The organism is Martinezella rhizogenes, from assembly GCF_000799715.1.
Taxonomy (GTDB): Bacteria; Pseudomonadota; Alphaproteobacteria; order Rhizobiales; family Rhizobiaceae; genus Rhizobium; species Rhizobium rhizogenes_C.
This window is the reverse complement of the sequence record NZ_JUHG01000011.1, coordinates 1,002,822-1,028,564: the sequence shown is the minus strand read 5'-3', so window position 1 is coordinate 1,028,564 and position 25,743 is coordinate 1,002,822. Positions and strand designations below refer to the sequence as shown.

Annotated in this window: 22 protein-coding genes; 17 read left to right on the top strand and 5 right to left on the bottom strand. The window is 59.8% G+C overall.

Features of this window, described 5'->3' with window-relative positions:
- Positions 1-170 precede the first annotated feature (170 nt).
- The 4 genes from EX00_RS08885 to EX00_RS08870 all read left to right on the top strand — a co-directional run bounded on the left by EX00_RS08885 (position 171) and on the right by EX00_RS08870 (position 3,633).
- Entirely contained in the window at positions 171-752 is a 582-nt protein-coding gene (locus EX00_RS08885) for a thymidine kinase (protein ID WP_047456430.1), read from the top strand.
- Between the two features lie 95 nt (positions 753-847).
- Positions 848-1,234 (top strand): c-type cytochrome, encoded by a 387-nt coding sequence (locus EX00_RS08880; protein WP_047456427.1) that lies wholly within the window; start codon positions 848-850, stop codon positions 1,232-1,234.
- Positions 1,235-1,365: 131 nt separating this feature from the next.
- On the top strand, positions 1,366-2,367 hold the full coding sequence (locus EX00_RS08875; RefSeq protein WP_234708993.1) for a hypothetical protein: 1,002 nt from the start codon (positions 1,366-1,368) through the stop codon (positions 2,365-2,367).
- Between the two features lie 126 nt (positions 2,368-2,493).
- Positions 2,494-3,633, top strand: coding sequence for a DUF2333 family protein (locus EX00_RS08870; protein WP_047456423.1), 1,140 nt, complete (start codon positions 2,494-2,496; stop codon positions 3,631-3,633).
- Positions 3,634-3,735: 102 nt separating this feature from the next.
- Here EX00_RS08870 and EX00_RS08865 read toward each other — a convergent pair whose 3' ends face one another.
- Entirely contained in the window at positions 3,736-4,467 is a 732-nt protein-coding gene (locus EX00_RS08865) for a helix-turn-helix transcriptional regulator (protein ID WP_047456421.1), read from the bottom strand.
- Positions 4,468-5,097: 630 nt separating this feature from the next.
- On the opposite strand from EX00_RS08865, the gene EX00_RS08860 reads away from it, so the two are divergent.
- Positions 5,098-5,964, top strand: a complete 867-nt coding sequence (locus EX00_RS08860) for a COG3904 family protein (protein ID WP_234708992.1) — start codon at positions 5,098-5,100, stop codon at positions 5,962-5,964.
- 15 nt (positions 5,965-5,979) lie between these two features.
- Here EX00_RS08860 and EX00_RS08855 read toward each other — a convergent pair whose 3' ends face one another.
- The gene (locus EX00_RS08855) at positions 5,980-6,489 is read right to left on the bottom strand and encodes a TIGR00645 family protein (protein WP_080761218.1); all 510 of its coding nucleotides are present in this window, start codon (positions 6,487-6,489) and stop codon (positions 5,980-5,982) included.
- Between the two features lie 168 nt (positions 6,490-6,657).
- Between EX00_RS08855 and EX00_RS08850 the strand changes: the two genes are divergently transcribed.
- Complete coding sequence (locus EX00_RS08850) at positions 6,658-8,337, top strand: formate--tetrahydrofolate ligase (protein WP_047456417.1); 1,680 nt, start codon at positions 6,658-6,660, stop codon at positions 8,335-8,337.
- A 149-nt stretch (positions 8,338-8,486) separates the two neighbouring features.
- Positions 8,487-9,335, top strand: coding sequence for a protein-L-isoaspartate O-methyltransferase family protein (locus EX00_RS08845; protein ID WP_047456415.1), 849 nt, complete (start codon positions 8,487-8,489; stop codon positions 9,333-9,335).
- A gap of 51 nt (positions 9,336-9,386) precedes the next feature.
- Here the strand turns inward: EX00_RS08845 and EX00_RS08840 are convergent, their stop codons facing one another.
- Positions 9,387-10,166, bottom strand: coding sequence for an extensin-like domain-containing protein (locus EX00_RS08840; RefSeq protein ID WP_080761217.1), 780 nt, complete (start codon positions 10,164-10,166; stop codon positions 9,387-9,389).
- A gap of 297 nt (positions 10,167-10,463) precedes the next feature.
- On the opposite strand from EX00_RS08840, the gene EX00_RS08835 reads away from it, so the two are divergent.
- The 4 genes from EX00_RS08835 (at position 10,464) to EX00_RS08820 (ending at position 18,192) form a co-directional block, all read left to right on the top strand.
- Positions 10,464-12,686: a TonB-dependent hemoglobin/transferrin/lactoferrin family receptor gene (locus EX00_RS08835; protein WP_047456410.1), complete on the top strand. Its 2,223-nt coding sequence runs from the start codon at positions 10,464-10,466 to the stop codon at positions 12,684-12,686.
- Positions 12,687-13,095: 409 nt separating this feature from the next.
- Positions 13,096-14,619 carry an ABC-F family ATP-binding cassette domain-containing protein gene (locus tag EX00_RS08830; RefSeq protein WP_047456409.1) on the top strand — a complete coding sequence of 508 codons (1,524 nt, stop codon included), beginning with the start codon at positions 13,096-13,098 and terminating at the stop codon, positions 14,617-14,619.
- A 530-nt stretch (positions 14,620-15,149) separates the two neighbouring features.
- Positions 15,150-17,339, top strand: a complete 2,190-nt coding sequence (locus EX00_RS08825; RefSeq protein ID WP_047456407.1) for an anthranilate synthase — start codon at positions 15,150-15,152, stop codon at positions 17,337-17,339.
- A 217-nt stretch (positions 17,340-17,556) separates the two neighbouring features.
- Entirely contained in the window at positions 17,557-18,192 is a 636-nt protein-coding gene (locus tag EX00_RS08820; protein WP_047456405.1) for a glyoxalase superfamily protein, read from the top strand.
- 39 nt (positions 18,193-18,231) lie between these two features.
- Here EX00_RS08820 and bluB read toward each other — a convergent pair whose 3' ends face one another.
- On the bottom strand, positions 18,232-18,978 hold the full coding sequence (gene bluB, locus EX00_RS08815; protein ID WP_234708991.1) for a 5,6-dimethylbenzimidazole synthase: 747 nt from the start codon (positions 18,976-18,978) through the stop codon (positions 18,232-18,234).
- 315 nt (positions 18,979-19,293) lie between these two features.
- On the opposite strand from bluB, the gene emfA reads away from it, so the two are divergent.
- Complete coding sequence (gene emfA / locus EX00_RS08810; RefSeq protein ID WP_047456403.1) at positions 19,294-20,208, top strand: CDF family cation efflux transporter EmfA; 915 nt, start codon at positions 19,294-19,296, stop codon at positions 20,206-20,208.
- Between the two features lies 1 nt (position 20,209).
- Positions 20,210-20,674, top strand: coding sequence for a preQ(1) synthase (gene queF / locus EX00_RS08805; RefSeq protein WP_007692459.1), 465 nt, complete (start codon positions 20,210-20,212; stop codon positions 20,672-20,674).
- A 62-nt stretch (positions 20,675-20,736) separates the two neighbouring features.
- On the opposite strand, the gene EX00_RS08800 is transcribed toward queF, so the two are convergent.
- A complete protein-coding gene (locus EX00_RS08800) occupies positions 20,737-21,528 on the bottom strand; it encodes a DUF2076 domain-containing protein (protein ID WP_047457605.1) in 792 nt (263 codons plus the stop codon).
- Positions 21,529-21,760: 232 nt separating this feature from the next.
- On the opposite strand from EX00_RS08800, the gene EX00_RS08795 reads away from it, so the two are divergent.
- The 4 genes from EX00_RS08795 to EX00_RS08780 all read left to right on the top strand — a co-directional run bounded on the left by EX00_RS08795 (position 21,761) and on the right by EX00_RS08780 (position 25,424).
- Positions 21,761-22,348, top strand: coding sequence for an ATP-dependent Clp protease proteolytic subunit (locus tag EX00_RS08795; RefSeq protein WP_047456399.1), 588 nt, complete (start codon positions 21,761-21,763; stop codon positions 22,346-22,348).
- 148 nt (positions 22,349-22,496) lie between these two features.
- Positions 22,497-23,453 carry an MYG1 family protein gene (locus EX00_RS08790; protein WP_047456395.1) on the top strand — a complete coding sequence of 319 codons (957 nt, stop codon included), beginning with the start codon at positions 22,497-22,499 and terminating at the stop codon, positions 23,451-23,453.
- A gap of 168 nt (positions 23,454-23,621) precedes the next feature.
- Complete coding sequence (gene greA / locus EX00_RS08785; RefSeq protein ID WP_047456393.1) at positions 23,622-24,104, top strand: transcription elongation factor GreA; 483 nt, start codon at positions 23,622-23,624, stop codon at positions 24,102-24,104.
- Between the two features lie 96 nt (positions 24,105-24,200).
- Positions 24,201-25,424: a benzoate/H(+) symporter BenE family transporter gene (locus tag EX00_RS08780; protein WP_047456391.1), complete on the top strand. Its 1,224-nt coding sequence runs from the start codon at positions 24,201-24,203 to the stop codon at positions 25,422-25,424.
- The last annotated feature ends 319 nt before the right edge of the window (positions 25,425-25,743 follow it).

The window sequence follows — 25,743 nt, the reverse complement described above, 5'->3', positions numbered from 1 at the left end:
CGTATTTGCGCCGGTTTGGAGGGGCTGATTGCGACGCCACTCATTTTTCCGGTCGAGTGTCATCGAGCTGATCCCGTATTGCGTGAATCCACGGTAAATCCTGTGGTTTTCGCTAGAGGCGTCTTTCCTTCGCGCTTCAGAGCACCCATGAAGCAATCAAGGAGAAAGTCATGGCGAAGCTCTATTTCCATTATTCGACGATGAATGCCGGCAAGTCGACCATGCTGTTGCAGGCGGCCTACAATTATCAGGAGCGCGGCATGCGCACTGCGGCCTTTATCGCAGCGTTGGACGATCGCGCCGGTCGCGGCAAGATAGCGTCGCGGATTGGCCTGACGATGGACGCCATACCGTTCGACGCCGCCGACGATCTCTACGCCTTGGTCGATAAAATGCATGCCGAAGAGCCTCTGGCCTGCGTCTTCGTCGATGAGGCGCAATTCCTGTCGCACGAGCAGGTGTGGCAGCTTGCCCATATCGTCGACCGCCTTGACCTGCCGGTCATGGCGTACGGATTGCGTACGGACTTCCATGGGAAATTGTTTCCGGGCTCGCAGGAGCTGCTGACCATTGCCGACGAGTTGCGCGAAGTCAGAACGATTTGCCATTGCGGGCGAAAGGCGACGATGGTTGTACGCTTGGATGCGGCCGGTAAGGCGGCGCGTGATGGCGCTCAGATCGAGATCGGCGGCAGCGACAAATATGTTTCGCTCTGCCGCCGTCACTGGGAAGAGGCAATGGCGGAGGAATAAGTCGTCCGCGTCATTGCGTCATCCGGCGACTGGCCGCAAATGTCTCTATGGTCACGGCAACGGGATCGCTTTCTGATCTCGCGTCGGGAGGAACAATGAAATCGCTCTGTCTGCTGGCTGCGGCCGCTGCTCTCTTCTCCAGCTCCGTCGCCCTTGCTGACGGTGATGCGATCGCTGGTGCTGCAGTCTTCAAGAAATGCGCCGTCTGCCACACTGCGACTGCCCATGAGAACCATGTCGGGCCATCGCTGATGGGCGTGGTCGGCCGCCCAGTCGCCGCCGTGCCGGACTACAACTACTCGACGGCGATGAAGGCGTTTGGCGCCGATGGCAAGGTCTGGGACGAGGCGCTGCTCAGAAAATACCTGCCCAGCCCGCAATTCCTGGTGAAGGGCACGAAGATGACTTTTCAGGGCTTGAAGAGCGACAAGGATCTCGACAATATCATCGCCTATCTGAAGAGCCCGGCCGTCGCGCAGTAGGAGGCGGAAGCCTCGCGCATTCAGTCATTCTCTTCGCGCATATAAGCGGTTAGTCTCATCCACAACGGCAATTGAGAGACGCTTTCATGGCCAAGGCTCATTCCTTCGATGGCGAACTCGACAGGGCGCGTGTGACGCTCGACGATGCGATCAAGGGTCTGGATGCGGCAAACACCGTGCTTGCCGGCTACGCCAGGGGTGATGCCCGCCCCGGAGCCGTCAACGTCCCGGTGGAGGAGGCGCAGGTGCGCGAGACGCTCGAGTTGCTCGAGCGCTGGAAATCGCTAACTCGATTGCTGGTCAGGGAACTCGATGAGGTCACCGCGGCTGCGGATTTACAGCATCGGCGATTGTTTGATGAAACGGCTGGGGCTGAAACATCAACCTGGTTCACGCGCAGGATCGGCCAAGGACATGCCGAGCCCGCATCGATCGTGGCGGAACTCGATGCGGTGCTGGCGGCGTCAGCCTCACTCAACGCACTGTTCAAGGAGGCGCGACCGCTACTGGTTCAAGCCTTTCAGGGTTGCGAGACGCATCTGGCGCAGGTCATCGAGCGTCGGCAACGCGTCGATCTCGATATTGAGGACACCCAGCGCCAGGCTGATGACCTGGCGCCGAGGATTGTGGACCGGCGTGTCGATGCTTCATCCACTCGCGCTTTGGATTCGCGATCCGAACTGGAAGCGGAGTATCGGCGACTGCTCGCAGAGCAGGATGCTCTCCATGCGCGAGAGCGCGCTTTGCAGCCCGGACGGGTGGCGTTGCAGCGGCTCATCGATATCTACGAGGATGTGGCGGGGGTTCTGAATGCGCAGGTTGCCGCCGTCAACGCGATGGCGGGCAAGCTTGCGATCGATATCGAACAACGGATCGCCCTGCTGAAGGCGGTGATGTCGGAGGCCGTGCCGCCTTTGCCTACCGTTGAAAGAGCGGCCCCAGTCGCCGCGTTGATCGAGGCCTTCGATGCGAATGTGCTTGCCGGTCATGATCTTGCAAGACGCAAGGAGCATGCCGACAAGGTCTTTACACGGCGACTGGAATCTCCGCCGCCAGCCACGCGGGGGATGGAAGAGGAGCAACCGGTCGAGCCTGAGCCTGAGACCTCGTTATCGTCCACGATTGAAAAATGATATCAGCCGGTTGCCGTCTCCCGCGGAAACACATATCTGCAGGGGCGTGAATATGTTGCGCAGTTTCAAAGTGTCCTAGCGTCCTTTGCGTATCCGGGGGATTGCGGCGCTTCAGGGGAGACCTTCATGCTTGATTCCATTACTGCGTTCTTCAAGCGGATCGGCGCCGCCATTGCGCGGGGTCTCGGGCTTCTCGTCGTCGGGATCGTCTGGCCCTTCCTGGCCGCGCACGGCTGGTATCAGCGCCGCAATTGGCTGATCAAGCTGCCGCTCGCCGCTTTCGTGACGCTGATGGCGGTGCTGTACATCTACTTCATCTGGCAGACGCAGGTCTGGAGTGGCTTTGATGCCAATTACCCCAGCGTCTACCGGTTCGAGGACCGCAAGGTCGGAGCAGGGCAGGAAGTGCCGGCGGCGAGCGGGCAGCAGGTCGCGGCGACCGCGCCGAAAGCTTGCCAGACGTCCGGGACCGTTGACGTCACCGCCGATCTCATCGATTTCAACGTCAACCAGAATGCCTGGATCTCCTCGATGCTGCTCTTCAAGCTCGGGTTCTTCGGCATGAATTGGGATGACACGCCGTTCCTCGACAACAAGGCCGCCTTCCAGCGTGGCGTGAATCAGGCGGTACGGCGCACGGCGGTGGAGCTGGTCGACACGCTCGGCCGCGTGCGTGGTACGTCGGGCATCAATGGCGATCTGCAAAGCGCCCGCGGTAATCTGCAATTCGACGAAGCGAGCTGGTATTTCGGCATGCGTCCCTTCGGACCGAAGACGCCGACGCCGAGCTATTATCGCGCGGCGATCACCAGCCTGCGCAAGTTCAATACCGATCTTGGCGCCTGCAATGTCGTTTTCGACAGCCGTGCCGACAACCTGCTGCAATTCATCGATCGTGTCGCCAACGATCTCGGCAGCACCTCGGACATTCTCGCGGAGCGATCGGAGAACCATAATTACGGCTGGTTCGATACGCGCGCCGACGACCGCTTCTGGTTCGCTTATGGTCAGCTCTACGGCTATTACGGTATCCTGAGCGCCGTCGGGACAGATTTCCAGAAAGTCATCGCCGAGCGTAATCTCGGCGCGCTTTGGGCCGGCACCATGAAGCAGCTAGAGGCGGCGCTGCGTATTCAGCCCTTCATCATCTCAAACGGGCGTGAGGACGGCTGGATCATGCCGAGCCATCTCGCGACGATGGGCTTCTATATCCTGCGCGTTCGCTCGAATCTGGTGGAAATGCGCTCCGTCCTCGGCGGCCGCTAAGAGGACAGGGCGATCGTTGTTCTGACGATCGCCCATTCTCCACCGCGACCTGCGGCGTCGATAGGCCAGAAATTTCGGAATTCCAGGGAGTGGCTAAAAGGATTAGCTGATCAGTTTCAGCCGGATGGCCTTTGCGACGAGCTGGGTGCGATTGACGCAATCGAGCTTCTTGATGGCATTCATCATATAGGCGTTGACCGTGTGGTCGGAGAGGGACAGGATCTGGCCGATTTCGACCGAGGTCTTTCCCTGCGCGGTCCAGCGGACAACTTCCAGCTCACGGGCGGAAAGCATATGCGGCACGGAGCCGTCATTGCGCTTGAGGCAATTATAAGTGTCGAGCGCCTGCAGCACGATCATGTTCAGTTCGTTGAGCTCGCTCTGGCCAAGGCTGCTGCGGTTACCCATGAGCCAGAAGACGAGGCGCTGCCCGTCGGAGGAGTTGATGGGGATGACGATGCCCATCGGACAATCGTGACTGAGCAGGAGCGTATGCAGTTCGCGCGGCAGCTCCATGTCTTGCGAGATGTTTTTCTCCAGGAGGTGCCAGGCGCGGGGCATTACCGAGTTCCGCACATGCAACAGCATCGGGCAGCGGCGAAGCAATTGCAGGCGATCAAAATCGCGCAGAAATTGCGGTTGTATCGAACCTTCGATGACAAGTGGCGTCAGTATGGAGTCTTCTGAGACCGGGGCGTTGATAAGAGCCACCTGGCTGAAGCCGAAGGCCGAACTCGTCCGTTCCAAAGCTTGGGCAAAAGCCGTCTGCGTCCGGGCTGTGGCCAACTCGGCGGAAAGCAACAGTTGTCTCTCAGCAGTGATGAAATAGGACATTTGAATATGAGCGCCCACAGCGTGTTGCCGCTATCAAATACTGGATTTGCAGGCGAATGCTAGACGCAAAAATACCACATATCCAGAAATAATTTCATTTTCATATATCTTAATATTGTAAATTGCTGATTTGTAATACTTTTTTTAAATGGTCCCGATACGGACAGAAAAAGTTGTTCCGGCGACTTCCTTCATGGGAGCGCCCGCGGCGTGTCTTCCGAATGCCGGGCAGGGGCAAAATCTCGGGAAAAACTGTCGGTATGCGCCTGCCGTGACTGCATGCATTGGTTGAAACTTGAAGTTTCCAGGCTTGTCGACGCCGTGGTCAGTGCGCAGCCTTTCGGCGATCCAGGGTTCCGGATTAACGACCGACGGACTGACCCGTCCGCGGCGTTTCGCGCGCGAACAACCGGTTTTCGACAAGGTAGTGGTCCGGCGGCAATGCCAACCTGATCGCGATGGGTGGTTGATGGTGCCAGCGCGCCTTGCGAAGGTCCAAAGCGATTGCTATCGATCTTGTCATAGCAATCGCTTCCAGGCGTTTATTTCATGCCCTTTCGTTTTCCCCCACAGCTTGTCGTGTGCTGTTGCCGACAGATACTGTCGTTCCTGACAGTCCTTTGTTTTCTCGTGTCTTCCTTCATCTCCGCCGAGGCTGCCGGTTCAGGCGTTGGCCAACCGATGGAATTCCTGCTGGTTCATGGCGACATGGCCACCTGTCGTGCCACGAATAATTGCCCCGACTGGATCTCCGCCGAAGGGCAGATCATGGCGGATTCGCCGAAGAAGCTGCAAAAACTGCTGAAGCGCCTCGGCGGCAGGACGTTACCTATAATCGTCAGTTCGCCTGGTGGGGATGTCCGGGCGGCCATGGAGATGGCCTCTGTGATCCGCAAGCAGAAGCTGGCGATAGCGGTCGGTCGGACGCGCTCGCGCGATTGCCCCTATGCCGAGCCGATCTGTTCGGCGGCACGCTCAAAGGATCGGTCCATCAAGGGTGAAACTTTTTCTGTCGGCGCCATCTGCTTTTCGGCCTGTCCGCTGTTTTTCGCCGGCGGCGTCCAGCGCGTCTCCAGCCCCTTCGCGCTCCTTGGAGTGCATCAGATCACCACGACCTACAGCGAAGTCCGAATCCGATATCGCACCGAATACGAAACGGTGAACGGCAAGCGAACGGTCCTCTCCAAGCAGGAAATCGGGCGTCAGTTCGTCGGCAAGTACGATACCACCAAGCTTGGCAGGCAGCAGAGGGCAAGGCTCACCGGTTTTCTGAAGAAGATGGGCGTGGATGAATCCCTCTTCGACCTGATGCTGGGTACCCAACCCACCTCGATCCATCTCATTGAGCAGATGGACGCGCTGAAGCTGCGGTTGACGACGGAGCTTGCCACCGCCGATCAGCTCGTCTTTGCGAGGGACTGCAAGGACAAGCAATCGATTGCCGACTGTGCGACACCGCCACCGGCCGCCGTTGTCCCTGCGACGGTTAGCGAGTAACCGCGCTCTGCGATGTCAGGCGTCCTTGCCTTTAACTTTCGCCATGATCTTTTCGAGGTAGCCGAGCAGGACGGCCGAGACGACGAAGGCAAGGTGGATGATCGTGAACCACATCAGCTTGCTATTGTCGTATTGGGTGGCATTGAGGAAAATCTGGAGCAGGTGGATCGAGGAAATCGCCACGATCGAGGAGGCGACCTTGATCTTCAGGCTGCCGGAATCGAGCTTGCCGAGAAAGGAGACCTGATCCTCTCCTTCATCGAAGCGGCTGACGAAATTCTCGTAGCCGGAAATCATCACCATGACGATCAGGCTTGCCACCAGTGCGGCGTCGATGAGGCCGAGGATCGCAAGAATCATGTCCGCCTCTTCATATTGGAAGACGTTGATGGCGACCTTGTAGAATTTGTAGCCGAACGAGACCGCATAGACCGCGAGCGAGGCCGCGAGACCGAGATAGAAGACGACGAGAATCCAGCGGCTGGAGAGAATGATGCGCTCGACCAGTAGTTCCAGGGACTTCATGTCTTTTCCTTTTTCGTTCGTCCGGCGTGGGACAATAGGTGGGCCGCCGCCTCGCGGCAAGGCGGGATAGTTTCACGACGGACGACAATTCGCGGCTATTCACAGTGGATATTTATTGGGTTATCCCGGTTGTGTGAATACCTCATGTCCAGGGCGGGAGCAGATCTCATGGCAACGGTAAAATCCGACATAGAAATCGCGCGCGCTGCGAAGAAACTGCCGATCATCGAGATTGGCGCCATGCTCGGCATTCCGGCCGAAGACCTTGCACCCTACGGGCATGACAAGGCGAAGATCGGAGCGAAGTTCATTGCCTCGAAGGCGGGCAACAAGGACGGCAAGCTGATCCTCGTCACCGCCATCAACCCGACACCGGCGGGCGAGGGGAAGACGACCACGACCGTCGGCCTTGGTGACGGGCTGAACCGCATCGGCAAGAAGGCGATCGTCTGCGTGCGCGAGGCGTCCCTCGGTCCCTGCTTCGGCGTCAAGGGCGGGGCGGCCGGCGGCGGCTATGCGCAGGTCATCCCGATGGAAGACATCAACCTGCATTTTACCGGCGATTTCCATGCGGTCACCTCGGCTCACAATCTGCTGGCGGCGCTGATCGACAATCACATCTATTGGGGCAACGAAGAGAATATCGATGTCCGCCGCATCACCTGGCGGCGCGCCATGGACATGAACGACCGGGCGTTGCGCGACATCGTCGCCTCGCTGGGCGGCGTGGCCAATGGCTATCCGCGCGAGGGCGGTTTCGACATCACAGTCGCCTCCGAAGTCATGGCGATCCTCTGTTTGGCTTCGGATCTGAAGGATCTCGAAAAGCGGCTCGGTGACATCATTATCGGCTATCGCCGCGATCGCACGCCGGTCTATGCTCGCGATCTCAAGGCTGACGGGGCAATGGCGGTGCTGTTGAAGGACGCGATGCAGCCGAACCTGGTTCAGACGCTGGAGAATAATCCGGCGCTGGTGCATGGCGGTCCCTTTGCCAACATCGCCCATGGCTGCAATTCGGTGATCGCGACGCGCACGGCGCTGAAGCTTGCCGATTATGTCGTTACCGAGGCGGGTTTCGGCGCCGATCTCGGCGCGGAGAAATTCTTCGACATCAAATGCCGCAAGGCTGGGCTCTCGCCGGATGCGGCGGTCATCGTTGCGACCGTGCGGGCATTGAAGATGAATGGCGGCGTCAAGAAGGACGATCTTGGCCAGGAGAATGTCGAGGCCCTGGTGAAGGGCTGCGCCAATCTCGGCCGGCACCTCGCCAATGTCCGCAAGTTCGGCGTGCCCGTCGTCGTCGCCATCAATCACTTCATTTCGGATACAGACGCCGAGGTTGAGGCGGTAAAGGATTACGTCGCAAGGCTCGGTGCCGAGGCGATCCTCTGCCGCCATTGGGCGGAGGGATCGGCGGGGATTGAGGATCTGGCTTACAAGGTGGTGGAGCTTGCCGAATCCGGCCAGGCGAAATTCCAGCCGCTTTATCCCGACAACCTGCCGCTGCTCGAAAAGATCGAGATCGTCGCGTCGAAGATCTATCATGCTGGCGAGGTGACCGCCGACAAGGCCGTGCGCGACCAGCTGCGCTCCTGGGAAGACCAGGGTTATGGCCACCTGCCGGTCTGCATGGCGAAGACGCAATATTCCTTCTCGACCGATCCCAACGTGCGCGGCGCGCCGGAGGGGCATATCGTACAGGTCCGCGAGGTGCGTCTCTCGGCTGGCGCGGGCTTCGTCGTCGTCATCACCGGCGAGATCATGACCATGCCCGGCCTGCCGAAATCCCCGGCGGCGGAACGGATTTTCCTCAATGATCAGGGATATATCGAGGGATTGTTTTAAGTTCTGATTCTGGTGGAGCGGCGGTTATTTGGAAGCCAACGCGACTGAACTTAGCTCTCGCAGAACGCTAGTTTCATTGACGTCGCAAACATCAGAAGTAAAATCGAAACGAGCCTCGATATGATCGTGACAAAAGGCGGAGTCAGGTTGTGACCAAAAATCGCCGCGCCAGTTTGAACGAGATACGAGCCTTCCATGCGAAGATGATGGCGGCGGCCAGTAATTCGACAGATGAACGGCTGGAGCGTGTTTTCGGGCTGGTGCGGCGCGAAGCATTCCTTGGACCCGGGCCCTGGCAGATCGTCGTCAACCGGCGCTATCTCAAAACGCCGAGCGACGATCCTTCTTTTGTCTATCAGAATGTGCTCGTCGCTTTGGATAGAGCAAAGGGCATCAACAATGGAGAGCCGTTTCTCCATGCGGCCTTTATCGGTGCTGTCGCTCCCAGGTCCGGCGAGACGGTCATCCAGATCGGCACGGGAACCGGGTACTATACCGCTCTTTTGTCGAAGCTGGTGCTGCCAGGTGGCCATGTCCACGCTTTCGAGATCGACGAGGAACTCGCTGGCCGTGCACGCGAAAATCTCGCGTCGTACAAGGGCGTTTCCGTTGTTCACGGCGATGCGACCTCTTTGGAATTGCCGAGTGCCGATCTGATTTACGTCAATGCCGGCGTGGTTGCGCCTCCGACATCGTGGCTTGAGGCGTTGCGGCCCGGAGGTCGGATCATCGTGCCGTGGCAGGCAAACGAGAGGATCGGCCTTGCCGTTCTGATCACTCGTACGGACGCGGGATACAACGCCCGGTCCTTGATGCCCGCCTTTTTCATCCCCTGCATCGGTGCGTCAGACCCCACACAACGCGGCAAGGCTCCAAGTGTCAGCGATGCCTGGTCTATCCGGTCGGTCTGGCTGACGCGAGATCGCTCGCCCGATGAAACGGCTGTCGCGATTTACAAAGACCTGTGGTTCTCAAACGCTGGTGGGGCAACGAGATAGGGTTCTGCGCAAATCTGGATCATTGTGGCAAGATCGCCATTCCAGCGGAGCCTAATGGCAATATCTGAACTCGCCTTTCCTCTTTAGCACATCCAGATGGAAATGCGTCTCGTGGGCCGCATCGCTGTCCGGGTCGAGGACGGTTGAGAAGTAGAGGCAGGCGGAGGCGCTGGCGGTGCGCTGGAACGCGCCTGTGAGCGTCGGGTCTTCGCGGCGCGGTTCGATGCCGATGGTCTTGCCGTTCTCGAAGGTGAAGCCGGCGATATCGACGGCATTGCCGCGGGCATGTTCGGAGATCTTGCCGGTGGCAGCGTTGTTGCGCAGGCGGCAGATATAGGTCGAGGCCTGGTTGACGGTGACAATCCGGCCATTGTCCTTCAGCGCCATGGCGGAGGGTATCACGCTTTCCTTCATCCAATGAGCGAGCGCCAGGGCGGTCTCGCATCGCATCGTGCCTTCCGGCTTTATCTGGATGCCCGGTAGCGGCTCGCTGAGGGCAATCGGCTTGTCGATGCCGCAGCCATTGCCGTCGTCAATGCGGGGAATATCCTTGAAGCTGGCGCCGATGGCGGTCAATTGCGCGAGGCACGCCTTATGTTCGTCGCCCGGTTCCCCCGCGATGGCCAGCGGCGGTCTGGGTGGCCCCTGCATTTCCCCGGTGGTTGACTGGGGCTCCGGAGCCGCCGGTTTCTCGATCGGGACAGGCGGTCCGGCGGAAGGCTGAGCTTGCTCTTGATCGGGTTTTTGCTGCGGCATCGGGCCGGTTTGGGGGAGGGATGCTGCTGTCAGCACGGTGATGGCAGTCATGGCGGAGATGATCCGGAATAGCATCAAGTATTTCATCCCTCTCTAATGAAGTATTTTGCCTGTTTCTAATGATGGCATGGTGGAAACGCTCGACGCAGCGATTTCGTTGCAATTCAGCAACTCTTCCGATCCACTTTTAAACATGATAATTTTATTCATGATTATCTTGGGTGGATATATTGACAATAATACTCATGTTTTTTATGCGGCAGAAAGAAGGCATGTTTTTCTGCCTTGTTAACGGAATGAACCTAGCCAGCCCCTTGCGCTCTTAACGGTAGCAACCAGCCAGCCCGGTAAAGCAATTCGAAAGGAATGGTTATGGTTGTCCGGCGATCCCGCTCGGTTCTCTTGGCATGCACCACGCTTCTGGCCCTTGGGCTCGGCACGGTGTCCTATGCGCAGACTGCCGCTCAAAATGATGCGGCCACAGACGATGCGGCGCCGAAAGGCGATCGTGTCACTGCTCTGAAGCCGATCACCGTCAAGGGCAAGGCGACGAAAGACGTGCTCGCCGACTCGCCGACGACCACCGAGACGACTGCGCAAGAGATCGACGACAAACAGATCAACAGCATCGAGGATCTTGGCCGCAGCACCGAGGTTGGTGTCGGTTTCAATCGCACCACCGGTGGCGTCAATATCCGTGGCCTCGGCGACGACCGGGTGCTGACCACCGTCGACGGTATCGAGATTCCCTTTCTGCTCGACGGCTCGCGCGATGCCGATGGTGGCGTCAACAGCTTCAGCTTCAATACGCTTTCGGCGGTCGATGTCGTGCGTGGTGCCGATTCCAGCCGTGCAGGTTCGGGTGCTCTTGGCGGCGCGCTCGTGCTGCGCACGTTGGAGCCGGAAGACCTGATCGGTCCCGACGCCACCTGGGGCGGTATCTTCAAGTTCGGCTATGACGGCACTGACCGCAGCATCGGCGGCTCGGCGGGGGTTGCCAAGCGCATCGACAATACCGCTGTCCTCTTCCAGGGCGGCTACACGCATGGGCATGAACGCGAAAACAACGGCGATGTCGGCGGCTACTCGACCAAGCGCACAGAGCAGGATCCAGCCGACTACAACGAGCGGAGCGGCCTGTTCAAGATCCGCCAGTATACCGATATCGGCACATTCGGCATCACGGCGGAGCATTACAACAAGGACAAGACGATTGACTGGCGCAGCGCCCAGAGCCTGACGGGCAACTTCCGCCCGGGTGACTACGACAAGACCGACAATGTCGAGCGCAACCGCGTGTCGCTCGACTACAAATATGAGGCCGAGAGCGCCGATTCCCTCATCGACACCGCCAATGCCGTCTTCTACTGGCAGAACCTTGTGCGTGAAAACGGGGTTGAGGGCTATCGCAATACCTCGGTCATCGGCGATTATTGGCGCCGGAACGAGCTTGAAGAGCGCAGCATCGGCTTCAACGGCAATGCGTCGAAGTCCTTCGATACCGGCGACTTCCGTCACAATGTCACCGTCGGCCTGAACGTCGCCTTCAGCAAGTTGCATCAGTATTCGGCAGGCGAGGACAATTGCGCTCTTCCCCGCTGGCGCGCGACTTGCGCATTCCTACATACCAACCAGTCTGATATGCCCGATGTCGATGGCAAGCGCGTCGGCGCCTTCATTGACGACAAGATCGAAATCGGCTCCAGCAACTTCTCGCTGACGCCAGGCCTGCGCTTTGATTGGTATGATTACGCGCCGAAGAACACGGCTGCCTTTCGCGACAGCTCCAATTACACCGGTCTGCCGTCCGGCCAGTCCGATGTCCGCTTTTCGCCGAAGCTGCGTGCGGCATACCAGCCGCAGAACAATGTCGAATTCTATGCGCAATGGGCCATGGGCTTCCGGGCGCCGAATGCCAGCGAACTCTACCTCAACTACGGCATACCAGGCGGTTATGTCAGCTATGGCAACGCGGACCTGAAGCCGGAAACAAGCAACGGCATCGAAATCGGCACAAATCTCGGCGACGACGATTTCGGCGGTCACATCGGTGCATTCTATAACAAATACAAGAACTTCATCGACGACGAAAGATCGGCCGATCTGACGGGTACCTATCCGCTGGGGATCACCGAATACTTCAACCGTGCCAACGTCCGCATGTTCGGTATCGAGGTCAACGCGCACAAGAAGTTCGACAACGGTATCCACGTCAAAGGCTCGCTTGCCTATGTCAACGGCAAGGACTCCGATAGCGGCGAATGGATCGACTCCGTCGCGCCAGCCAAGGCAGCCTTCACCGTGGGATATGCGGCCGATGTCTGGGGAACGGACCTGACCTTCATCACCGCAACCAGTGAGCCGAAGAAGACGAGCGATAATTTCCGCGCGCCTGGCTACGGCATCTTCGATCTGACGGGCTGGTGGGAGCCGGAGCAGGTGAAGGGCCTGTCGCTGCGTGCCGGCGTCTACAACATCTTCAACAAGACCTACTATGACGCGATCAACGTTGCTTCCACGGGTCTCACGCAGCCGTCGGCCTATTATTCCGAGCCCGGCCGTGTCTTCAAGCTGACGCTGACGCAGAAGTTCTAGGCAGTCCTATCGACGCAGCAAACTTGGGCGATGCTTCGGCATCGCCTCTTTTTTGCGTTTTACGCGCGGTGCCGCCAAGCGCACGCAATTGTAAATCGCAGCCTTCGATGCTACTGAAGCTGCGCAGCCTACAACCCCGTTTTGAGAGAGGAGGACCGTATGAGCAAGATAGTTTGGCATATTCGCCAGTTCGGTCCGACTCCGGCCCTGCAAATGCGTTTGCAGGGCTGATCAGAGGCTGTCACTCACTCACTTCCTTCTGGTCTGCCCCTGTGGGTATCGCAGCGCCGAGCTTTTGCGTTCGCGTGGCTGCGTCATGACAATTGACCGAGCAATTCCGGCATTATGAGGCGATAGGACGCCTTCGATAGATGCCGGCGACATGTTCGGGTCAAACCGGAAGAAGACCATGACTCTGATCAATCTCCGCAATTTCGGCATCACCCTGGGCGTGCCGCTCATATCCAATCTCAATTTCACCGTCACGGCCGGCGACCGCATCGGCATCGTTGCGGCCAACGGGCGGGGCAAGTCGACGCTGCTCAACTGCATCGCGGGCAGGCTGGAGCCGACGGTGGGGGATATCACCCGTTCGCGCGGCCTCACGGTCGGCTATGTCGAGCAGAATGTTCCCGCTGATCTTGCGAATGTGCCCTTTTACGATGCGGTTCTCCGCGCTCTGTCGGCAGAGCAGGCCGAAAGCGAGGGCTGGCGCGTCGATGTCACGCTCGATTCACTCGACGTACCGGAGGTGCTGCGGGAGAGGGCGTTAAGCGAACTCAGTGGCGGCTGGCAGCGGCTGGCCTTGCTCGCCCGTGTCTGGGTGACCGAGCCGGACGTGCTGCTGCTGGACGAGCCCACCAACCATCTCGATCTCGCCAAGATCGCGCTGTTGGAAGAGTGGCTGAACGCTCTGCCCCGCGATGTGCCGGTGTTGATCGCAAGCCATGACCGCGCCTTTCTCGACGCCGTCACCAACCGCACCCTGTTCCTGCGCCAGGAGCAATCGCAGACCTACGCCTTGCCCTATGGCCGGGCGCGGGCGGCGCTGGACGAGGCGGACGCCTCGGACGAGCGGCGTTTCCAGAAGGACATGAAGGTGGCGCAGCAATTGCGCAAGCAGGCGGCCAAGCTCAACAATCTCGGCATCAATTCCGGCAGCGATCTGCTGACGGTGAAGACGAAGCAGCTGAAGGCGCGGGCCGAACGCTTGGAAGAGGCTGCCCGACCGGGCTATCTGGAGCGCTCGGCGGGCGCGATCAAGCTCGCCAATCGCGGCACGCAAGCGAAAATACTGGTGACGCTCGACGACGCCTCCGTCGAGACGCCGGACGGAACGCTGCTGTTCAAGACCGGCAAGAACTGGATCTGCCAGGGCGACCGCATCGTCCTGCTCGGGCCTAACGGCGCGGGCAAGACCCGGCTTGTCGAGATGATCCGCAAGGCCATCGCCGATCAGACTGCCTTGGGGGCGGTCAAGGCGACGCCGTCGCTGGTGCTCGGCTATAGCGACCAGGCCCTGTCCAATCTCGATCAGAACGATACGCCGCTCGGCGTGATCACGCGGCTGTTCGAGCTTGGCGAGCAACGAGCCCGCACGCTGCTTGCCGGCGCCGGCATGGGCATCGACATGCAGGGCCGCGCCATCGGCAGGCTTTCGGGCGGGCAAAAGGCCCGGCTGGCGATGCTGGTGCTGAGGCTCACCAATCCCAACTTCTACCTGCTCGACGAGCCGACCAACCATCTCGATATCGACGGGCAGGAGGCGCTGGAGGGGGAACTGATGGCGCAGGAGGCAAGCTGCCTGCTCGTCTCCCACGACCGCAGCTTCGTCCGCAACATCGGCAACCGCTTCTGGCTGATCGAGCGGAAGCGGCTGGTCGAGGTGGAAGGGCCGGAGGCATTTTTCGCGGAGGCGGGTCGGCGGGAGTAAAAAGGGTGCGGAGCCTTGTCTCGCCCCTGGCGGGCGAGAAAGCAAAAACTTTGGCTTAGATGAGGGCTCGTCCCTCGTCTAAGTCTTAGTTTTTGCAAGAGAGGGGGTAGGTAGGGGCGCGATGCATTGCCGGCCCGTTAACGCAGGAAGCAGACCCCCGCTCTTGCAATTTCAATGACTTAGAAATTGCGCTAAGCTTTTGAATATGCTGGGTCTTCGGTGTCGCAATTCCTAAGCCAATGAAATTGCTTTCTCGCCCGCCGGGGGCGAGATCGGCTCCGCGTCCTGCCGTGCTTGCCGTCCGCTAAGAACTTTCCTCCCATCCCCCGCTTGCGCATCACGTCATCTCACGCTAACAATCCGCACCATGAACATGTCCTTGAACAACATTGCAGTTTGGTGGCGGGCTCGCTAAGGCGGCCTCGACCAATCGTGTTCAAAGACGACGAGTGAGCCGCCCGAGATTTCGAGGCGGCTTTTTTGTTATAATGGCCGTCTGTCATCCGGGCCTGATAACGGAGTGAGGAACAATGGTAACGATCCTTCGGGATGACGGTGCGGAAATCTACGAGACCAAGGGCGGGATCACCGTCACCCGGCAGCGTAGGCCGACGCCTTATGCGGATGCGGTTTCGTCCTATATCGACAAGCTCGACGAGCGCCGTGGCGCGGTGTTTTCGTCGAACTACGAATATCCCGGCCGCTATACCCGTTGGGACACCGCCGTCGTCGATCCGCCGCTCGGCCTGTCCTGCAATGGGCGCGATGTCTGGATCGAAGCCTATAATGAGCGTGGCGAAGTCATTCTCGGTTTCATCACGGAGAAGCTGAAGACGGTTTCCGAAGTGACGTTCGGCGCCTCGACCGCGCGTCGCCTTGATCTGACGGTAAAGACGCCGGATCGCGTCTTTACCGAGGAAGAGCGCTCGAAGATGCCGACGGTGTTCACCGTGCTGCGCGCCGTCACCGATCTCTTCTATTCGCAGGCTGATGCTAGCATCGGCTTCTACGGCGCCTTCGGTTACGATCTCGCTTTCCAGTTCGACGCCATCAACCTGAAGCTCAAGCGTCCGGACGATCAGCGCGACATGGTGCTTTACCTGCCGGACGAAATCCTGGTGGTCGACAATTACTCCGCCAAGGCGTGGATCGATCGCTACGACTTCGCCAAGGGCGGCGTTTCGACCGAGGGTAAGGCCGGCGATATCGCCCCGGAGCCGTTCCACCATACAGACGCCATTCCGTCGAAGAGCGATCATCGTCCGGGCGAATATGCGGAACTTGTGACCAAGGCGAAGGAAAGCTTCCGCAAGGGCGATCTTTTCGAAGTCGTGCCCGGCCAGAAGTTCATGGAGCGCTGCGACAGCAAGCCGTCGGATATTTCCAAGCGGCTGAAAGCGATCAACCCGTCGCCCTATTCCTTCTTCATCAATCTCGGCAATCAGGAATATCTGGTCGGCGCTTCGCCGGAAATGTTCGTGCGTGTCTCCGGCCGTCGCATCGAGACTTGCCCGATCTCGGGCACGATCAAGCGCGGCGACGATCCGATCGCCGACAGCGAGCAGATCCTGAAGCTCCTGAATTCCAAGAAGGACGAGTCTGAGCTGACCATGTGCTCCGACGTCGACCGCAACGACAAGAGCCGCGTCTGCGAGCCGGGATCGGTCAAGGTCATCGGCCGCCGGCAGATCGAGATGTATTCGCGCCTCATCCACACGGTCGATCATATCGAGGGCCGCCTGCGCGACGACATGGACGCCTTCGATGGCTTCCTCAGCCACGCCTGGGCCGTCACCGTCACCGGTGCGCCGAAGCTCTGGGCCATGCGCTTCATCGAGAGCCATGAGAAGAGCCCGCGTGCGTGGTATGGTGGGGCGATCGGCATGGTTGGCTTCAACGGCGACATGAACACCGGCCTGACGCTGCGCACCGTACGCATCAAGGACGGCATTGCCGAGGTGCGTGCCGGCGCGACGTTGCTGAACGACTCGAACCCCGAGGAAGAAGAAGCCGAAACTGAACTGAAGGCCTCCGCCATGCTATCCGCCATCCGTGATGCCAAGATCGGCAATTCCGGCAAGCAGCAGCGCGACGTCGCGTCCGTCGGCAAGGGCGTGAAGATCCTTTTGATCGACCATGAAGACAGCTTCGTGCACACGCTGGCGAATTATTTCCGCCAGACGGGCGCCACGGTTTCCACCGTGCGCACGCCGGTGCCGGAAGAGGTCTTCGACCGGCTGGATCCGGATCTGGTGGTGCTGTCACCGGGACCGGGCAATCCGAAAGACTTCGATTGCAAGGCGACGATCAAGAAGGCGAGGGCGCGTGGTCTGCCGATCTTTGGCGTCTGCCTTGGCCTGCAGGCGCTCGCGGAAGCCTATGGTGGCGAGCTGCGCCATCTCGCAGTGCCGATGCACGGCAAGCCGTCGCGTATCCGCGTGCTGGAGCCAGGCCTGGTGTTCTCCGGTCTCGGCCGTGAAGTCACCGTCGGCCGCTATCACTCGATCTTCGCCGATCCATCGACCCTGCCGCGCGATTTCATGATCACGGCGGAAAGCGAGGATGGCACGATCATGGGCATCGAGCACGTCAAGGAGCCGATCGCGGCGGTGCAGTTCCACCCGGAATCGATCATGACGCTCGGCGGCGACGCCGGTATGCGGATGATCGAGAATGTGGTGGCGCATCTGGCGCGTCGGGCGAAAACCAAGGCGGCCTGACGCGAGAGCCGTTAGCCGCGAAATTTGGACACCCCCATGCGCTCTGAAAAGTGCATGGGGGTGTTTTGCTGCAAGTCTTGCTCGCACAGGTACGTTATAGGTGGTTTGACTTGCCGTGGGCTGTAAATTAATCTTCCAGCGTTCCTGTGGGGCACATCGGCATTGAGGCCGAAAGGGCTAGGCCTGCCCGCTGATAATCCTCAGCAGGAGTCCGTCCATGCCAACCCTCGATACCTATCGCAAACAAGCCAAGCTGCTGATGCGCTGGCACCGTGATCGTGACTATTCCATTGGTGGAAGAGTTCGAACGCTCGACCGTTTCAGCGCGTTGACGGATCGTGAGATCCTGGCGATGAAATTCACTCTGACGCTGGCGCAGGAGATTGTTGCGGTCGAAGCGGGCCACAAAAGTTGGGCCGAGTTGAAGGCCGTGGCAGTGAATGCGCCGAAGACGCCGGCGACATCGCCCGAGCCGCCGGTTTTCAAGAGCGTCATACCGATCCTTTTCGTGCGGGATGTGACGGCCAGCGCGGCGTTCTTCAGGGACAGACTGGGCTTCGTGACAGATTTCCTGCATGGCGCACCGCCGTTCTATGGAGCGGTCTCGCGTGACGGCATCTGGATTCACTTGCGGCTCGTCTACGAGCCCTACTTTGCTGCGGCAGCGGCAAAGGAAGGGTCGCTCATTCTGGCTTCGATCGAGGTTTCGAATGTCCAGGGACTGTTTGAAGAGTTCAAGGCCAGGGGTGTGGAATTCGCGCAGCCACTTACCAAGCAGGCCTGGGGAGGCACCGATTTTCACGTACGTGATCCGGACGGCAACGTGATCTCGTTTGTCGCGTTCAGGTCCTGATGTTTGGATTTATCGAAAGCTGCCGAAGGGCGGCGGTTCCTACATTTCCTCGCTATCTTGCCAGCATTCCTCGAAGACAAGCTTGTCGAGCGGCAGGCGATCACGCCAGCCCTTCACGGCGAGCTCGGGCATGTCATAGAGTTCATCGACATAGCCGACGCAGAGCCAGGCGACGATTTTGACATGCTCCGGTATGTTGAGGATCGTCTTGATGGCGTCCTCGTGAAAAATGCTGACCCAGCCGACACCGACGCCTTCGGCGCGTGCCGCCAACCAGAAATTCTGGACGGCGCAGACTGTCGAATAGACGTCCGTTGCGGGGTTGTGCGTGCGCCCAAGCACGACGGGGCCGCCGCGCTTGGTATCGCAGGTGATACAGATGCTGAGCGGCGCCTTGCGGATGCCTTCGAGCTTCAGTCGCTGATATTGCGCGCGGCGATCCCCTTCGAACATCAGGCAGGCTTCCTCATTCGCCTGGCTGAACGCCTGCCACACGCGTTCCCGCGTCTCGGCCTGCCTGATCATGATGAAATTCCACGGCTGCATGAAGCCGACGGACGGCGCGTGATGGGCCGCCTCGAGCAGGCGGCGGACGAGGTCTTCGGGCAGGGGATCAGAGCGGAACTGGTCGCGGACATCGCGGCGGGTTTCGATGGCGTGGTAAACCGCTGCGCGCTCCACATCCGAAAAGGCGCATGCCGCGATCAGATGATCCAACTCCTTTGGCGACGCGTCGGCAGCCGGAGGAGGAGTATTCGGATCGATGCGATCATCAAGAGCGGGCATGTTCAACCATGGTTTTACCGAGGGCGGCGATGTGTTGGGCTAGCATATAGCTTAGTGCGCGATCGCGCGGGAAACTACCAGCATGATTTTCACCGGCGAGCGAGTGCGCTGCTCGGTTCTGTCTAACCGGTGTATTGGGGATAAATTGTGGTGTGCGAGGTGCAGGTCATCCTTTGACAAATGGTACGTTCTGCACCATATGAGCCCCCAATGAGCCGCCTGCGCGATTTTCGCGCGGGCGGTTTTGCATTTCAATGGCACTGTTTTTGCAATTCATTCGCATATGCATGGGCCGCATCCGCATTGGAGACACGCATGAACGAACAGGGCAATCAGACAATACGGCGGCTGGCCTTCTGGGGCATGCCGCTATCCCTAGGCGTCATGGGGCTGAAGATGGCCGCCTGGTGGGTGACGGGCTCCGTCGCGCTGTTGTCGGATGGTCTCGAATCCACGGTCAATGTCGTCGCCGCCTTCATCGCCTTTTTTGTCATCCGCTATGCGCAGAAGCCGGCCGATCACGACCATCCCTTCGGTCACCACAAGGCGGAATATCTCTCCGCCGTTACCGAGGGCGTGATGATCGTCGTTGCGGCGTTGATGATCGTGCAGGAGGCGGTGGGGCACCTCGGCAATCCGCAGCCGATGCAGGCGCCTGTCCTTGGTCTTGCCATCAACCTCGTCGCCGGCGTCATCAATGGCGTATGGGCGCTGACGCTGATCCGCGTGGGCCGCGAACACCGTTCGCCAGCGCTGACGGCGGACGGGCAGCACATCATGTCGGATGTCTATACCTCGGTCGGCGTGCTCATCGGCTTGCTTCTGGCGCTTGGCACCGGCTATCCGATTTTCGACCCGGTACTTGCCATTCTCGTCGCGATCAACATCCTCTATCAGGGCTGGAAGGTCATCTCCACGTCCATCGATGGACTGATGGACAAGGCCGTGCTTCCGGATGAGGAAGAGGTGATCAAGCAGGCAATTGCGACGCATGCGGATGGGTCGCTCGGCGTCCACGATCTGAAGACGCGCCGGGCAGGGGCCGTGACTTTCGTCGATTTCCACCTTGTCGTACCCGCCGCCATGCCGGTACGGGAAGCACATCGCATCTGCGACCGCCTTGAAGACGCCATACGGGCGATCCATGCGGGCGCGGAAATAACCATTCATGTGGAACCCGAGGGCGAAAAGGCCCACGGCATCCGCGTCAAAGTGATCAAGGAGACCTGATATGCCCAAGACCGATGTTTCCGGCCTGTCGATGCTCGGCAACCAGACGGAAACGGCCGCGAACCCCGAGGTGGCCGTTCTCGAGAAGGTGCCCGCTGGCCATGCCGGCACGGATTATGTCGTGCGCTTCACCGCGCCGGAATTCACCTCGCTCTGCCCGATGACCGGCCAGCCCGATTTCGCCCATATCGTCATCGACTATGTGCCGAACGAGTGGCTGGTGGAATCGAAGTCGCTAAAACTTTTCCTGCATTCCTTCCGCAACCACGGCGCCTTCCACGAGGATTGCTCGATCTATATCGCCAAGCGTCTGGTGGAGTTGCTGGAGCCCAAGTGGCTGCGCATCGGCGCCTACTGGTATCCGCGTGGTGGCATCCCGATCGACGTCTTCTGGCAGACGGGCAAGCCGCCGGAAGGCGTGTGGCTGCCGGATCAGGGCGTGCAGCCCTATCGCGGGCGCGGTTGAATTGAAAAAGGCCGCTATCCCGAGGGAGGCGGCCTTTTCTTATGGGTCAAAGACGATTGGCCTCAGGCAAACGAGCTGTCGTCGCCGCTATTGTCGAACGAATCGTCATTGGCGTCGTCCTGAGCGTCCTGGGCAGCATCCTGGGCGTAATCGGCCGCGCTCTGATCATTCTGATCGTTGTTGTCGTCGTTGCCGTAATAGTTGTTGATGACCGTCTCCTGGGCTGGTTGTTCGGCAACGCCGGCAGCGGTGCCGGTGCCGCCGAAGAGGCCGCCAGCGGCGGTGCCGCCGAGATGGGGGCTGAAGAGGCTGGAGAGCGAATTCGCCAGCATCACGCCGCCGGCGACGCCGGCGGCTGTGCCGAGCGCTCCGCGCAGGAAGCTACCGCCGGCCGAGGCAGGGGCTGCTTGCTGGCTCCAGGGGCCGCTCGGTTGTTGCTGGCCGCCCCATGGGCCGGGCTGCGGTTGGGCATTGCGGGCGTAATCGTCATAGAGATGACCTTGCTGCTGCGGGTAGCCGGCCTGGGGCGCGGGACCGCGCTGTTGCTGCTGGCCACCGCCGAAGAGCGAGCCGAGGCCGCCGAGGAAACCGCCGCTTTGGCCCTGCGGATGGTTATCAGCGCCCTGCTGTTCCAGCTCATGCACGCGCGCTTCGAGCTGCTGGATGCGGTCGGCCGCGGCCTTCATGCCCTGTTCCTGCATGATGACGGCCTGCGCGAGAAAATAGGGGGCATAGGGCTGGTCGTGAACCGACTGATTGATGAAGCTCTCCGCGTCGGCATCGCGCTGGGTGCCGGCGGCGGCGCGGACGCGGTCGAAGAGAGAGGCGAGCAATTGACGTTCTTCAGGCGACATGATGGCCTCCTTGGCAATCTGTTGCTGCAAATTCGGGGCGCGCTTTTTCTCGCGCTAACCTGACGTAGGATGCAATTTCGGTTTTTCAAAGCCGCGGCAAGTTACATTTCGGTAATCCGCAACCATAACGCCCTATTCCCAGGTGCTATTCCCGCCTTGCCTTTTTCCGGCATTGTTTTACGCATTGAGTCGCACTATGTGCGGTGAACGACGCATCATGCTGGAGAGTTGAATGAACGACGAAGACGAACAGGAAGACAAGAAGACCGAGCAGCCCTTGGGCAAGGACGCGGAGGCGAATCTTTTCAAGTCGCGTTCCATCTTCATTTACGGCGGCATCACGCAGGAACTGGCTCAAAAGGTTTGCTCGCAGCTCGTGGCACTTTCCTCCGCCAGCGATGAGGATATCCGCATCTACGTGAATTCGCCCGGCGGCCACGTCGAATCCGGCGATTCCATTCACGACATGATCAAGTTCATCAAGCCGAAGGTCTGGATCATCGGCACCGGTTGGGTCGCCTCCGCTGGTGCGCTGATCTACGTTTCGGTTCCCAAGGAGCGTCGTATTTGCCTGCCGAACACGCGCTTCCTGCTGCACCAACCGTCCGGTGGCACGCGCGGCATGGCCTCTGATATCGAGATCCAGGCTCGCGAGATCATCAAGATGAACGAGCGTCTGAACCGGATCTTCTCGGAAGCCACTGGCCAGCCGATCGAAAAGATCGCCAAGGACACCGACCGCGACTATTGGCTGTCGGCCGAAGAAGCCAAGGCTTATGGCCTGGTTTCGCGGATCGTTACGTCTCAGGCTGAGATTTGATCTAGCAATATCGATTATAAAACGCCCTCGCTTGCCGGAAGGCAGGCGAGGGCGTTTTTCGTGATGACGGGTTGAGCTGGCATCCAGCAACGGTTATCTGGTGCCAATCCCAAGCGGACCTTCCGCGAACAACAAGGCGCATATCGGTATGATCCCAGATTTCCTCGTCACCCATTCCGGTGGCTTCCATGCCGATGAACTGCTGTCTAGCGTCATCCTGACCCGGCTTTTCTCGCAGGCTCGTATCGTCCGTAGCAGGGCGCCAGAATGGATTACACCCGGCGCGGATCGGATCATCTATGATGTCGGCGGAAAATATGATGCCGCAGAGCGGATCTTCGATCACCACCAGCGCGGCGCACCGTTACGGGACGATGGCCAGCCCTACAGCTCGTTCGGATTGATCTGGAAGCATTATGGCCGCGATTATCTTGCCGCTTTCGGCCTGCCGGAAGCGCATATCGAGGCGCTGCACACCTCTTTCGACAACAGCTTCGTGCTGCCGGTCGATCTGGTCGACAATGGTGCGCTTAGCCCCTCCGTTGCCGGGCAACTGGCTGGGCTCACACTGCCAGCCCTGCTAGAAACTTTGAAGCCCGTTTTCGACGAAACCGACCCCAAGGCCGAGGATCGTGGATTCCAAAGCGCACTTGCCATTGCGCGTAGTTTCGTCGAGGCAAGGATAGGCCAGAGCGCTGCAAAATTGCGCGCCGAGGCGCTCGTGCATCAGGCAATTGTGGAGACAGGCGAAGGCCGTATTCTGGAACTCCCGATGGGAATGCCCTTCCGTCCCGCCATCGTGAAGGCGGGCGCCGATCACCTGCTGTTTGTCGTTCACCCGCGCGACAAGGATTGGTGTCTGACCGGCATCCGCCGCGCCGACCAGGGATTTGAGCTGCGGGCCGATCTGCCTGCCGCCTGGGCTGGCTTGACCAATGGTGAGCTGGAAGTGGTTTGCGGCGTGGAGGGCGCGAGTTTTTGCCACAATGGCCGCTTCATCGCCGCCGCCAAGACCCGCGAGGCCGCTCTCGCCATGGCCGAGCTGGCGGTAACGGAAGCTGTCTCCATCGAGCAAGAATCGACCGCCGACGCGAGCGCTGTCTGAGGCTCTGAATTATTCTCGTTGCCATTGAAAGACCCGATCAGCCGTCCATCCACCGATGGGTCAAGATTGGCGGTTCGTCCGTTCTCGTCGTATATATGGTTTTGACAAACGCGTGGGGCAATCGCCTCATGCGCCGCAAGAACACACCACGACTAACCGGAGTTCGAAATGGCCGTTGCCTTCACCAAGGAAGAGAGTTTCGAAACCGCTTCGGAAACCCTGTTGCCCGACCGTCCGATTTCACCACATCCGAACCTTGTGACGGAGGCGGGACTGAAGGCTCTGGAGTCGCAGCTGCAACAGGCGCGCGCGGCCTATGCCGTAGCGAGCACGATCGAAGACATCAATGAAAGACGGCGCCAGGCTGCCGGCCCCTTGCGTGATCTGCGCTACCTGGCGGAAAGAATTCGCACGGCTCAGCCTATCCCTGCACCTGCTTCGATCGACACGGTTGCCTTTGGGAGCACGGTAACCTTCAGCCGCGACGACGGGCGCGTGCAGACCTATCGTATCGTCGGAGAGGATGAAGCGGACCCCAAGACCGGATCGATTTCCTTCGTATCCCCGGTGGGAAGGCTGCTGATGGGGAAGGCGGTTGGAGATGTCGCGAGCGTCGGCGATCAAGAACTTGAGATCGTCGCGATCTCTTAGAGCGCTCATTTGGCAATGATGCGTGCGTGATGGCCTTTAGGGTTGCGCTATTCTCTCCCCAAACAACTCTTGCATGACCACCGTCTAAGATGCTCCATGCGTTTCCTTCGCATCCATGAGTCTTCCATCACTGCCATGCTCAAAGATTTCTCCTTTCAAAGCCTGTTCATGGGCTGTCTCATCGCCTTTGTCGGCTTCGCCAGTTCCTTTGCCGTGATCGTGCACGGGTTGCAGGCGGTCGGGGCGACAGAGGCGCAGGCGGCGTCCGGGTTGATGGCGTTGTCGGTTTCGATGGGTTTTTGCGCCATCGTGGTCAGCGGCGTGACGAAGATGCCGATCAGTATTGCCTGGTCGACGCCTGGGGCGGCATTGCTTGCCAGCACCGGCGCGATCGAGGGTGGTTTTCCGGCGGCGGTCGGAGCGTTTTTGGTCTGTGCTGTGCTGATCGTGATTGCCGGCCTGTTCCGGCCGCTTGGGCGCGCCGTTGCCTCCATTCCGGCGCCACTGGCGAATGCCATGCTGGCTGGTGTGCTGATCGGGCTCTGTTTTGCGCCGGTTAACGCGATCGCCTTCAATCCATTGCTTGGTTTGCCTATCGTCCTTGCCTGGATCGTAGTCGGCGCGGTCAAACGGCTCTGGGCGGTACCGGCGGCGGTGGTCGCCTTTGCGCTGGTGCTGGCCTTCGGCGTGAGAATACCGGATGGAGCGTTGATGTCGCTGGAGCACTCGCTGTTGCCGAGCGTCGAGCTGGTCAGGCCGGTTTTCACCGTTGCAGGGCTCGTCTCCATCGCGCTGCCGCTGTTCATCGTCACCATGGCGTCCCAGAATATTCCGGGGATCGCGGTGCTGAAGGTGCACCACTATGATCCGAAACCCGGCCCGCTCTTTGCCGTCACCGGCCTGTTCTCGCTGCTGAGCGCGCCCTTCGGCGGCAATGCCATCAATCTCGCTGCCGTCACGGCCGCCATGTGCGCAGGACAGGACGCCCATGCCGATCCCAAGCGGCGCTATTGGGCGGCGATCATCGCGGGTGTCGTCTATATCATCCTCGGATTGCTTGCGAGCGCCGTCATCGCCTTCGTCACGCTGGCCCCGCCGGTCCTGATCGAGGCGGTCGCGGGGCTGGCGCTGGTCGGCGCGCTGTCCAACTCGGCCATGAACGCCTTTCAGAGAGTAGAATCGCGCGAGGCGGCGGCGGTCACCTTTCTCGTTACGGCATCCGGCGTGTCCTTCGCCGGGATTTCCGGCGCCTTCTGGGGCTTGATCGCCGGCTTGTTGATGATGGCGCTCTCGCATTTTGTGCAAGTGCTGAAAAGATAAGCAGGGGGTTGCTTCCTTTCCGCCGCGCGGTTATAAGCGCGGTCATGAAGACGACTGGCGCAAAGATTTCCGAGCAGATTGTACGTGGGCGCATTGCCCTGCGTGACAATACGCGCGCCCTCACTTCGCTTCTTCTTCTCGGCCTTACGCGCGGTTGCCGGGTCCTTTGAGGAGCGCTCGGCGGCCGTAAAGCCCGCCCGGCCATCGCTCCTCGAGACATTTCCCAAAATTGACCGCATACCCCTAGAGGGTCCGCATTTGTCATCGCCAAGCCGCCTATGATCGGTTAAGACGCGGGGCATATGACGGGAAAGGAAGA

Excerpts from the sequence above, each read along its gene's own strand:
- EX00_RS08795 (WP_047456399.1), top strand. The coding sequence starts at position 21,761 with ATGAACGACGAAGACGAACAGGAAGACAAGAAGACCGAGCAGCCCTTG.
- EX00_RS08825 (WP_047456407.1), top strand. The coding sequence starts at position 15,150 with ATGGTAACGATCCTTCGGGATGACGGTGCGGAAATCTACGAGACCAAG.
- bluB (WP_234708991.1), bottom strand. The coding sequence starts at position 18,978 with ATGCCCGCTCTTGATGATCGCATCGATCCGAATACTCCTCCTCCGGCT.
- EX00_RS08885 (WP_047456430.1), top strand. The coding sequence starts at position 171 with ATGGCGAAGCTCTATTTCCATTATTCGACGATGAATGCCGGCAAGTCG.
- EX00_RS08870 (WP_047456423.1), top strand. The coding sequence starts at position 2,494 with ATGCTTGATTCCATTACTGCGTTCTTCAAGCGGATCGGCGCCGCCATT.
- emfA (WP_047456403.1), top strand. The coding sequence starts at position 19,294 with ATGAACGAACAGGGCAATCAGACAATACGGCGGCTGGCCTTCTGGGGC.
- EX00_RS08835 (WP_047456410.1), top strand. The coding sequence starts at position 10,464 with ATGGTTGTCCGGCGATCCCGCTCGGTTCTCTTGGCATGCACCACGCTT.
- EX00_RS08780 (WP_047456391.1), top strand. The coding sequence starts at position 24,201 with ATGCGTTTCCTTCGCATCCATGAGTCTTCCATCACTGCCATGCTCAAA.
- EX00_RS08850 (WP_047456417.1), top strand. The coding sequence starts at position 6,658 with ATGGCAACGGTAAAATCCGACATAGAAATCGCGCGCGCTGCGAAGAAA.
- EX00_RS08820 (WP_047456405.1), top strand. The coding sequence starts at position 17,557 with ATGCCAACCCTCGATACCTATCGCAAACAAGCCAAGCTGCTGATGCGC.
- EX00_RS08865 (WP_047456421.1), bottom strand. The coding sequence starts at position 4,467 with ATGTCCTATTTCATCACTGCTGAGAGACAACTGTTGCTTTCCGCCGAG.
- greA (WP_047456393.1), top strand. The coding sequence starts at position 23,622 with ATGGCCGTTGCCTTCACCAAGGAAGAGAGTTTCGAAACCGCTTCGGAA.
- queF (WP_007692459.1), top strand. The coding sequence starts at position 20,210 with ATGCCCAAGACCGATGTTTCCGGCCTGTCGATGCTCGGCAACCAGACG.
- EX00_RS08830 (WP_047456409.1), top strand. The coding sequence starts at position 13,096 with ATGACTCTGATCAATCTCCGCAATTTCGGCATCACCCTGGGCGTGCCG.
- EX00_RS08880 (WP_047456427.1), top strand. The coding sequence starts at position 848 with ATGAAATCGCTCTGTCTGCTGGCTGCGGCCGCTGCTCTCTTCTCCAGC.
- EX00_RS08855 (WP_080761218.1), bottom strand. The coding sequence starts at position 6,489 with ATGAAGTCCCTGGAACTACTGGTCGAGCGCATCATTCTCTCCAGCCGC.
- EX00_RS08800 (WP_047457605.1), bottom strand. The coding sequence starts at position 21,528 with ATGTCGCCTGAAGAACGTCAATTGCTCGCCTCTCTCTTCGACCGCGTC.
- EX00_RS08790 (WP_047456395.1), top strand. The coding sequence starts at position 22,497 with ATGATCCCAGATTTCCTCGTCACCCATTCCGGTGGCTTCCATGCCGAT.
- EX00_RS08840 (WP_080761217.1), bottom strand. The coding sequence starts at position 10,166 with ATGCTATTCCGGATCATCTCCGCCATGACTGCCATCACCGTGCTGACA.